Here is a 7765-nt window from a genome sequence, read left to right as displayed (position 1 = left end):
CAAATCATCTGTGGCCTAAACCACGTGTAAAGTTATTTTGATGATATTTGCTTGTCTCCTTGACAGGTACCAGTACAGCCATAGGACATATTTTAAAATATGCGCAGGAGTTGCCATTAAGTCAGTCACGGCAAGGGTTTCAGCAATCGGCCAAAATATGAATTGGCTAAATTTCCTGCAAAGACTCGGATCTGCGATAGCCCCCTTTGAGGAGACAGCTAAACATCTATGTTCTCTGAGTACAGGCCAAGTACAACTATCATTCCACTTCAAAATCACGATTGCAGCCATTCACATATTTTAGGTGAATCTGCAATCCCAATGATATCAACAGTTACAGCCGTTTCTGCGCATATTTAAAAATATGTCCCGACCTTGATATGGTATTTTTCGCAAGGCACCCGTTTCCACTTACGGCTGTCCTTCAGCTACGGCCTTCTAGCCTACGGTGCCGAGTCGAGCTGCGCGGGACAGAAGCTTGCGGCTAGCTGACTTTGCGCCCAGTACCTAAAGCCTAGGCGTTTCCTTGATTACAAAACGGACTTAGCTACGTCCCACTAGCTTACGGTGCCGAGTCGAGCTGCGTCACCCTGCTCCTTCCGCTCAAAATGACTTAGGCCTTGACGAGAAAACCACTCGTCAAAACCTAAGTCACCTTGATGCTCAGTAGCAAACCGGGTGACTCCGCTCTGTGTACAAAAAAAGCGTCCCGCTCTCACGGCACGCAGGTCAATTAGGAAGCCTGAACTTCTTCATCGCCAAATTTAACTTCAATTGATTTGGTAAGCAAGTCAGCATAACTGTATGATACTCGCTCAAATGCGTTCTCGTCCTGGTCAAGATCGACCACGAAAATTGCGGGGAACGTTTCGCGAAGTACACCCTTACGCCGGGTAACCTTCTTACGACCCGCCTGCGCAACAACCATGATGTTCTCACCGATCTTGCTGTCGAGTTGGTGCTTGATACTAGATAATGTAATTGGCATCCAATTCACCCCTTATGCACACCAGTATAGCACTTACTAAGAAAAAATGCAATTATACCACGCAGGGGCAAATGCGACAAGGTGAAAATAGCGTTAAATCGCAATTGAAGGCGGATTCTTTACCGAGTTTGTGAATCACAAAAGGCCCTGACTTTGCAAGTTTTTTTGTAATTCGGCAAATTGCGTAATCGAAAGTTCTTCCGCGCGCTGGGAAGGCTTAATATCACTGGCTTCAAGCGCGGCTGTGATGCTCCCCTTTGCGGCTGGAGCCTTGCCGTAGAGCCGAATCAGGTTGTTCCACAGCGTTTTGCGCCGGGACGCAAAACTCCCCTTCACGAGCTTGTCGAAGGCCTTCTGGTCGCTGATTGCCGCAACCGGGTCAGCCCGCTTCTTCAGCACGACGATTGCGGAGTCAACGTTTGGCGCCGGAATGAAGGAGTTACGGTTCACGACGAAGGCCACCTCAACGTCCATCGTGTTCTGCACGGCGATGGACAGGCTCCCGTAGTCCTTGCTCCGCGGTTCCGCGGTCAGGCGGCTGGCAACTTCCTTCTGCATCATGACGGTGATATTGGTGAAGTCAACATCCAGGGCCAGCAGGTGCATCAGGATCGGCGTGGTGATGTAGTATGGCAGGTTGGCGACGACCTTAATGTTATGTTTGCCGTCAAAATGCTCCGCAAACAGCGCCGGCAGATCAGCCTTGAGCACGTCCTGGTTCTCAACCGTGACGTTCGGGTACGGTGCCATTGTCTCGGCAAGTACCGGCAACAGGCTCTCGTCAATTTCGAGGGCGAGGACCTGGTGGGCGCTAGCGGCGAGGAACTCGGTCAGTGAGCCGATGCCGGGGCCGATTTCGAGCACATCGTCATCCTGGCTCAGTTCGCCGGCAGCAACGATGCGCTTTAAGACTTCAATGTTGGTCAGGAAGTTTTGGCCAAGGTGTTTCTTGGTGCGGATGCCAAATTCCTGCATGATGGCCCGCGTGCGGGCTGGTGCTGCCACTGGTGGTAAAGTATTAGTCATTTTCGTCCTCGTTAATTGTCTTTAGTGCCGTGGCAAAATCTTCCCGGCTGACCCGGAACTCTTGCAACCGCCGGAGCAGCTGCTTGCCGTTTGCATAGCCGATCCCCAACAGGTCGCCCAATTGTTCGCGCCGCTTAGCAGCAGCAGCGCCGCCCAGTAGGCCCGCGGTCATTAAATCATCACGGGTGATCAGCTGCTCCGCTTCATGCTCCGGCTGCTTGGCCTCTGCCAGCGCGGCACGCAAGGCGGCGGCGCTGGCGTGTTCAACGCCCAGCGAACCGCCGCTCTTTTGCGGCACCGCCTCCGTGCGCGGCAGGAACGCGTGCTGCGCGTCTGGGACCGCCTGACGGATAATGTTACGAATCCGCTGACCCTGGAAATCCGGGTCGGTCAGCACGATCACACCCCGCCGCTTTTGTGCCAGGGCAATCTGGTTCAGGGTGGCGGCGCTAATGGCACTGCCGCCAGTTTCGATGGTGTCGACGTCGCCAATCAGGGCGCGCAGCCGCTTGGTGTCATCGCGGCCCTCGACCACGATGATCTGTTCAAAGGTACTCATTATTTGCTGTCTCCAATGCGGAAAATCCGGTGCGCGTTGGCATGCGTGATTGCCGCGATGTGCTCAACGCTATCCCCGCGGAACTTAGCCACGGCCTCCGCCACGAAGCGGGTGTAACCGGGCTGGTTCGGCCGGCCGCGGTGCGGCTCAGGCGTCAGGTACGGCGCGTCCGTCTCCACGAGCAAGCAGTCTTCAGGAATAATTTTGACTGATTCATGTTCTTCTGGTGCGTTCTTGAAGCTGACGATCCCGGAATAAGAAATGTACATCCCCAGGTCCAGGAACTTGCGCGCCCACTCGGCATTACCGGTAAAGCTGTGCATGATTCCCCCAAAGTCCTTGATGCGACTCGCCTTCAAAATGGCGTAGGTATCCTCAAAGGCGTCCCGACTGTGAATGGACACGGGGATATTGACCTCGGCGGCAATGTCCAGCTGGCGCTTGAACACGCGGCGCTCAACGTCCTGCGGTGAGGTGTCCCAGTGGTAATCCAGACCGATTTCCCCCAGCGCAACCGCCTTTTCTTCAGCCAGCTGCTCCTCCATGAGGTCCTCTTTGGCCTGCGTGTAGTCCTTTGCAAACTCAGGGTGCCAGCCAACGATTGCGTAGAGCTGCGGAAACTGCTTGGCGAGGCGAATTGCGCCGGCGTTCAGCCCGGTGTCCGAACCCACGATGGCCATTTCGGTCACGCCCAACTCTTGCGCGGCGGCTACGTACTCCGCCTCCTTGCCAGCGTACGGCGTGTCATTCAGATGGGTGTGGGAATCAAAAATTTGCATGCTTTATCCTTTCGTACTGTTGTTGCGATCGTGATTCTTATTGAACAGGGGCTCATGCATCAACGTCGTCAGTGTGACCAACCCCTCATCGCCAGAAGTGGGATTAACATCCTTCTTGATGCGAATGCTGTCGCCATCCCGCTCCACGAGCAGGACATCCCCCTTATTAATGCCCAGCTCACTGGCAATGTCTGCCGGAATGGGTACGCACAGGCTATTGTGGACCAGTCCCACTTTGCGTTCGGCTCTATCCATCTTGTTGCCCCCAGAATAATTTTGTCTTTCCGCTCAGTATATACCACGAAGGGCGTACGTGTCAGCGGGCATAGTTTGTACCTTCGTGTATGCGCCAACTATGGGAAAACTACAATCATCCTACTTTGTTCGTGGCAGGTTAGCAGTTTTGCATTTCCAATGCTGACTGACACTGGGCCGTTGCTGATGTATGCCAAATGATGCTGAAGTAAGTTTGGCTAATTACCCTAGCCCCACATTCAAATCTGGAAGACACTTGCACCCTCTACGAAATGGATAACGCCAAGACGTCTCACGGCAGTACACCGCCTCGTATATTAACTTCACTGCCAAAAACAGTGTGAGGTTCGGAAGGCATGACTACTAGGATAAAAGCAACAACTCGTTAGTCACACCACAAAATGGCGCTGATATCAGTGCTGAGCGGTTGGTACCCTAACGAGCGATAAAGGTCCCCAGCCGCTATCGCCTTTTCACTTTGCACAAGTGTAATGTTTTCGACCCCGCGGCGCGTTAAATCGGCTTGCACTGACCGGCAGAGCTGAGCCGCAATTCCCTGATGTCTTGCACTCTCACGAACCGCAACGTACAGCAATCTTCCTATGGTTCCGACCTGCTCAGCAGATGCATAACCGACTACTTGGCCCTGCTGACGCATCACAAACAGTGGGTGATTTGGTGTCACTATGGCGACCTCCTCACCGGTGAATAACTGATGGTGCAGCGCGATGACCTGATTCAAATCTTTAGGTACAGACTCAAGCGCCGCCACCTGCAGCTTTTCCTTCAACAGCGGTACTTTCCAAATCGTTTCACCAGTTAGAACCGCTCCATGGCTTTGTAACCAGGTCGTCATCTTATGGTTTTTACTCGTGTAAAAAAAGTGCAACTGTATCGGCCGGTGCGTAACGTGCTGCTGAATCTCGTAGAATGCCTCTTCTAGTGGTCTAGCACCAAATGGCCCCCATACTTCAACTTCCCATTTTCCGTCTACCCGATACTGATCAAGTGCCATTAACAAATCTGGAGCTTGCAGGATGATCACACCTGGATTGCTCAGGTCTTGTTTAACTTCCGCCAAACTATCTGCGATGTACGGACATTTTTGTGTTGTATCTCGATTAGCCTGCAAAAATGCTGCTGCTTGTTCCGCTATTGTCATGTCTCTGCCTTCATTTAACTAACTTTCTTCGCTAGATTTGGCCCTAAACCACTTACGATTCTCAGTGTTAAAGCAATCGGACAATTCACACCATCTCAACTTCATATTGAGAGTGTAAGACTTTTATAGTCAACGTACAATTACTATGTTTGCAGCAACATTGGCCCCCAATTCAAGCAATTTTTCATGTTCTGTTCACTTCTCAAAGTGCCCCCAAGCGGTCCAAACATTACTACAACTGAATTATCCATTTCATAATCCTATGGCACCGGATCTGGGGTGTGTTTGTTGCACTTTATGTTGGACTCTGCAGTCCCACGTTCAAACACACTGTATGAACTAGAGTGTGTTTGAACGTGGAAAATAATGCTACGTATTGAAGCCATTCTAACAATTCAATGCTTGATTACAGTAAGAATATGATTATTTGTACATAGCCTAGTTAGATATCAATATTTCCGTTCAGTATACCGTTTCGCCAGCTAGTGACCCTGCTGTCGCGATTGATAGCGTTGGCTTTCGTTACCAATCGGGGAGAGCGGAGAGACCGCCTAGTAGGTTATGAGCACCATTTGCGAGTTTACCGTGGCTGCAATTACATCACGGATGGGCTTCCAGTGGCCCCATCATGCCCATTATGTCACTATCGCCAGCGTAACGTAGCGACTTGTACTTTTGCGGCTCTGCCGCAATTAGTACAATCGACACCGGAGCAGCACCGCTGCGGAGGGGAAAATGCGCCCGCAGCCTGGCTCCTGAAGCACACCAGAAGCCACAACAAAAACGGCCGCCCCCATTACAGAGACGACCGTTATCATTCAGTATCAATTTTGCCTTAACCGAGCAGTGCCCCGTTTTCGAGTGCTGGATCAACGAAGGTCAAGCTGATGTGACCCTTGCTGTCCTCGGTCGATAGCAGCATCCCCTCACTGGCGATGCCCATCATCTTCCGTGGCTTCAGGTTAACGACTGCCATGACCTTCTTGCCGACCAACTTCTCGTAGTCGGGGTGGAACTTGGCCATGCCGCTCAGAATCGTGCGGGTGCCCTCGTCGCCGGCGTCCAGCGTGAACTGCAGCAACTTGCTGGAACCCTTCACCTTTTCAACGGCCAAAATCTCGGCTACCCGAATTTCGGACTTGTCGAAGTCGTCGAAGCTGATTTCTTCCTTGCGGGTCTTCGGATCCACAACGACCTTGTCAGCGGCTGGAGCGACCTGCTTATGCTTGTTGTTCTCAGCCTTCTTGTCCTTACTCTTGGCCATCTCGCCCTTGATGTAGGCAACTTCTTCATCCACGTCGAGACGAGGGAAGATTGGGGTACCCTTTGCAACGACCTTGGTGTCAGCTGGCAGGTTGCCGAACTCTGGGTTCAAGTTGGCCTCATCGTCAGCGTCCAAGCCAAGCTGCTTGAAGATATCCTTTGCGGACTGAACGAGAACTGGCCGGGCCAGAACTGCAATCACCCGCAGACTCTCAACCAAGTGGGCCATGACTGAATCGAGCTGGTCTTTCTTGGCTGGATCCTTGGCGAGACTCCAAGGTTCGGTCTCGTCAATGTACTTGTTGGCCCGGGAAACCAGGCGCCAAGTTGCATCGAGCGCATCGGAGAATTTCAAGTTGTTCATGTCGTCCTTGTACTCAGCGGCTGTCTTCTTAGCAAGTTCTTCCAAGCTAGCGTCGAAGTCAGTTTTGCCGGTGCCAAGCGCGGGCACATTGCCACCACAGTACTTGTTAACCATGGCAACGGTCCGGTTCAAGAGGTTCCCGAGGTCGTTAGCTAGGTCAAAGTTGATGCGGTTAACAAAATCTTCAGGGGTGAAGACACCGTCGCGACCGAATGGAATCGCCCGGATCATGTAGTAGCGCAATGCGTCCAGGCCGTATCGGTTGATGAGGGTCTCTGGGTAAACGGCGTTACCCTTGGACTTGCTCATTTTGCCGTCCTTCATCAGCAGCCAGCCGTGACCATAAACCTTCTTAGGTAATGGCAGGTCAAGGGCCATGAGAATTATTGGCCAGTAGATGGTGTGGAAACGCACGATTTCCTTACCAACGAACTGAACGTCAGCAGGCCAGTACTTCTTGAACAAACTCTCATCATCGCTGGTGTAACCCAAGGCGGTGATATAGTTCAGGAGGGCATCGACCCAGACGTAAACAACGTGCTTGCTGTTGCCAGGAACCGGCACGCCCCAAGTGAAGCTGGTCCGGCTCATCGCAAGGTCTTCAAGGCCCGGCTTGATGAAGTTGTTGATCATTTCGTTCTTCCGGGACTCAGGCTGAATAAAGTCAGGGTGCTCGTCATAGTACTTGAGCAGGCGGTCAGCGTACTTGCTCATCTTGAAGAAGTAGCTTTCCTCCTCAACCAGCTGGACATCGTGGCCAGATGGGGCCTTACCGCCGATGACCTTGCCGTCAGCGTCGCGGTAGACTTCGGCCAGCTGCGTTTCGGTGAAGTACTCTTCATCTTCGACGGAGTACCAGCCGCGGTACTTGCCTAAGTAAACGTCACCCTGATCAATCAAGCGCTTAACGATCTTTTGGACAGCGGCAACGTGTTCCTTGTCCGTGGTGCGGATGAACTTGTCGTTGGTGATATCAAGAGTCTTCCACAGCTTCTTAATGTCGGCGACCATGCCGTCAACGTATGTTTGTGGGTCCATGCCGAGTTTCTCGGCCTTTTGCTCAATCTTCAGTCCGTGCTCATCGGTCCCGGTGAGGAAGAACACGTCAAAACCCGCCTGGCGCTTGTAACGGGCAAGCACGTCGGCAACGATGGTCGTGTACGCATTCCCGATGGTCAGCTTGCCAGAGGGATAGTAGATTGGCGTTGTAATGTAATAAGTCGGTTTTTCAGCCATGAAAAGAAGCCTCCAGAATTTAATAGGGAAAACTAATTTTAATGCTTTTCCCATAGATGATTTGAGTATAGCACATGGGAGTGGAATAAGCGGCGTTTAGCTCCTGAGCATTAGTGTAAAATCCAGTATAAAC

7 protein-coding genes are annotated in these 7765 nt (G+C 52.1%); all 7 read right to left on the bottom strand.

Translation table 11 applies throughout. The annotated features are described in order from the left end of the window. Positions 1-733: 733 nt before the first annotated feature. Positions 734-988: a Veg family protein gene (locus tag GN107_RS05795; protein WP_155286771.1), complete on the bottom strand. Its 255-nt coding sequence runs from the start codon at positions 986-988 to the stop codon at positions 734-736. Positions 989-1123: 135 nt separating this feature from the next. After that, positions 1124-2014, bottom strand: a complete 891-nt coding sequence (gene rsmA / locus GN107_RS05790) for a 16S rRNA (adenine(1518)-N(6)/adenine(1519)-N(6))-dimethyltransferase RsmA (protein ID WP_155286772.1) — start codon at positions 2012-2014, stop codon at positions 1124-1126. Next, positions 2007-2573 carry a ribonuclease M5 gene (rnmV, locus tag GN107_RS05785; protein WP_155286773.1) on the bottom strand — a complete coding sequence of 189 codons (567 nt, stop codon included), beginning with the start codon at positions 2571-2573 and terminating at the stop codon, positions 2007-2009. Before rnmV ends, rsmA begins: the two co-directional genes overlap by 8 nt. Continuing rightward, positions 2573-3352: a TatD family hydrolase gene (locus GN107_RS05780; RefSeq protein WP_155286774.1), complete on the bottom strand. Its 780-nt coding sequence runs from the start codon at positions 3350-3352 to the stop codon at positions 2573-2575. Before GN107_RS05780 ends, rnmV begins: the two co-directional genes overlap by 1 nt. A 3-nt stretch (positions 3353-3355) precedes the next feature. Next, positions 3356-3607, bottom strand: coding sequence for an AbrB/MazE/SpoVT family DNA-binding domain-containing protein (locus GN107_RS05775; protein ID WP_155286775.1), 252 nt, complete (start codon positions 3605-3607; stop codon positions 3356-3358). 385 nt (positions 3608-3992) lie between these two features. Beyond that, complete coding sequence (locus GN107_RS05770; RefSeq protein WP_155286776.1) at positions 3993-4769, bottom strand: GNAT family N-acetyltransferase; 777 nt, start codon at positions 4767-4769, stop codon at positions 3993-3995. A gap of 835 nt (positions 4770-5604) precedes the next feature. Next, positions 5605-7632, bottom strand: a complete 2028-nt coding sequence (gene metG / locus GN107_RS05765) for a methionine--tRNA ligase (RefSeq protein WP_155286777.1) — start codon at positions 7630-7632, stop codon at positions 5605-5607. Positions 7633-7765: the final 133 nt, after the last annotated feature.

The sequence above is a fragment of the Lacticaseibacillus zhaodongensis genome (assembly GCF_009687905.1).
GTDB lineage: Bacteria > Bacillota > Bacilli > Lactobacillales > Lactobacillaceae > Lacticaseibacillus > Lacticaseibacillus zhaodongensis.
This window is presented reverse-complemented; position numbering and strand designations above follow the sequence as displayed.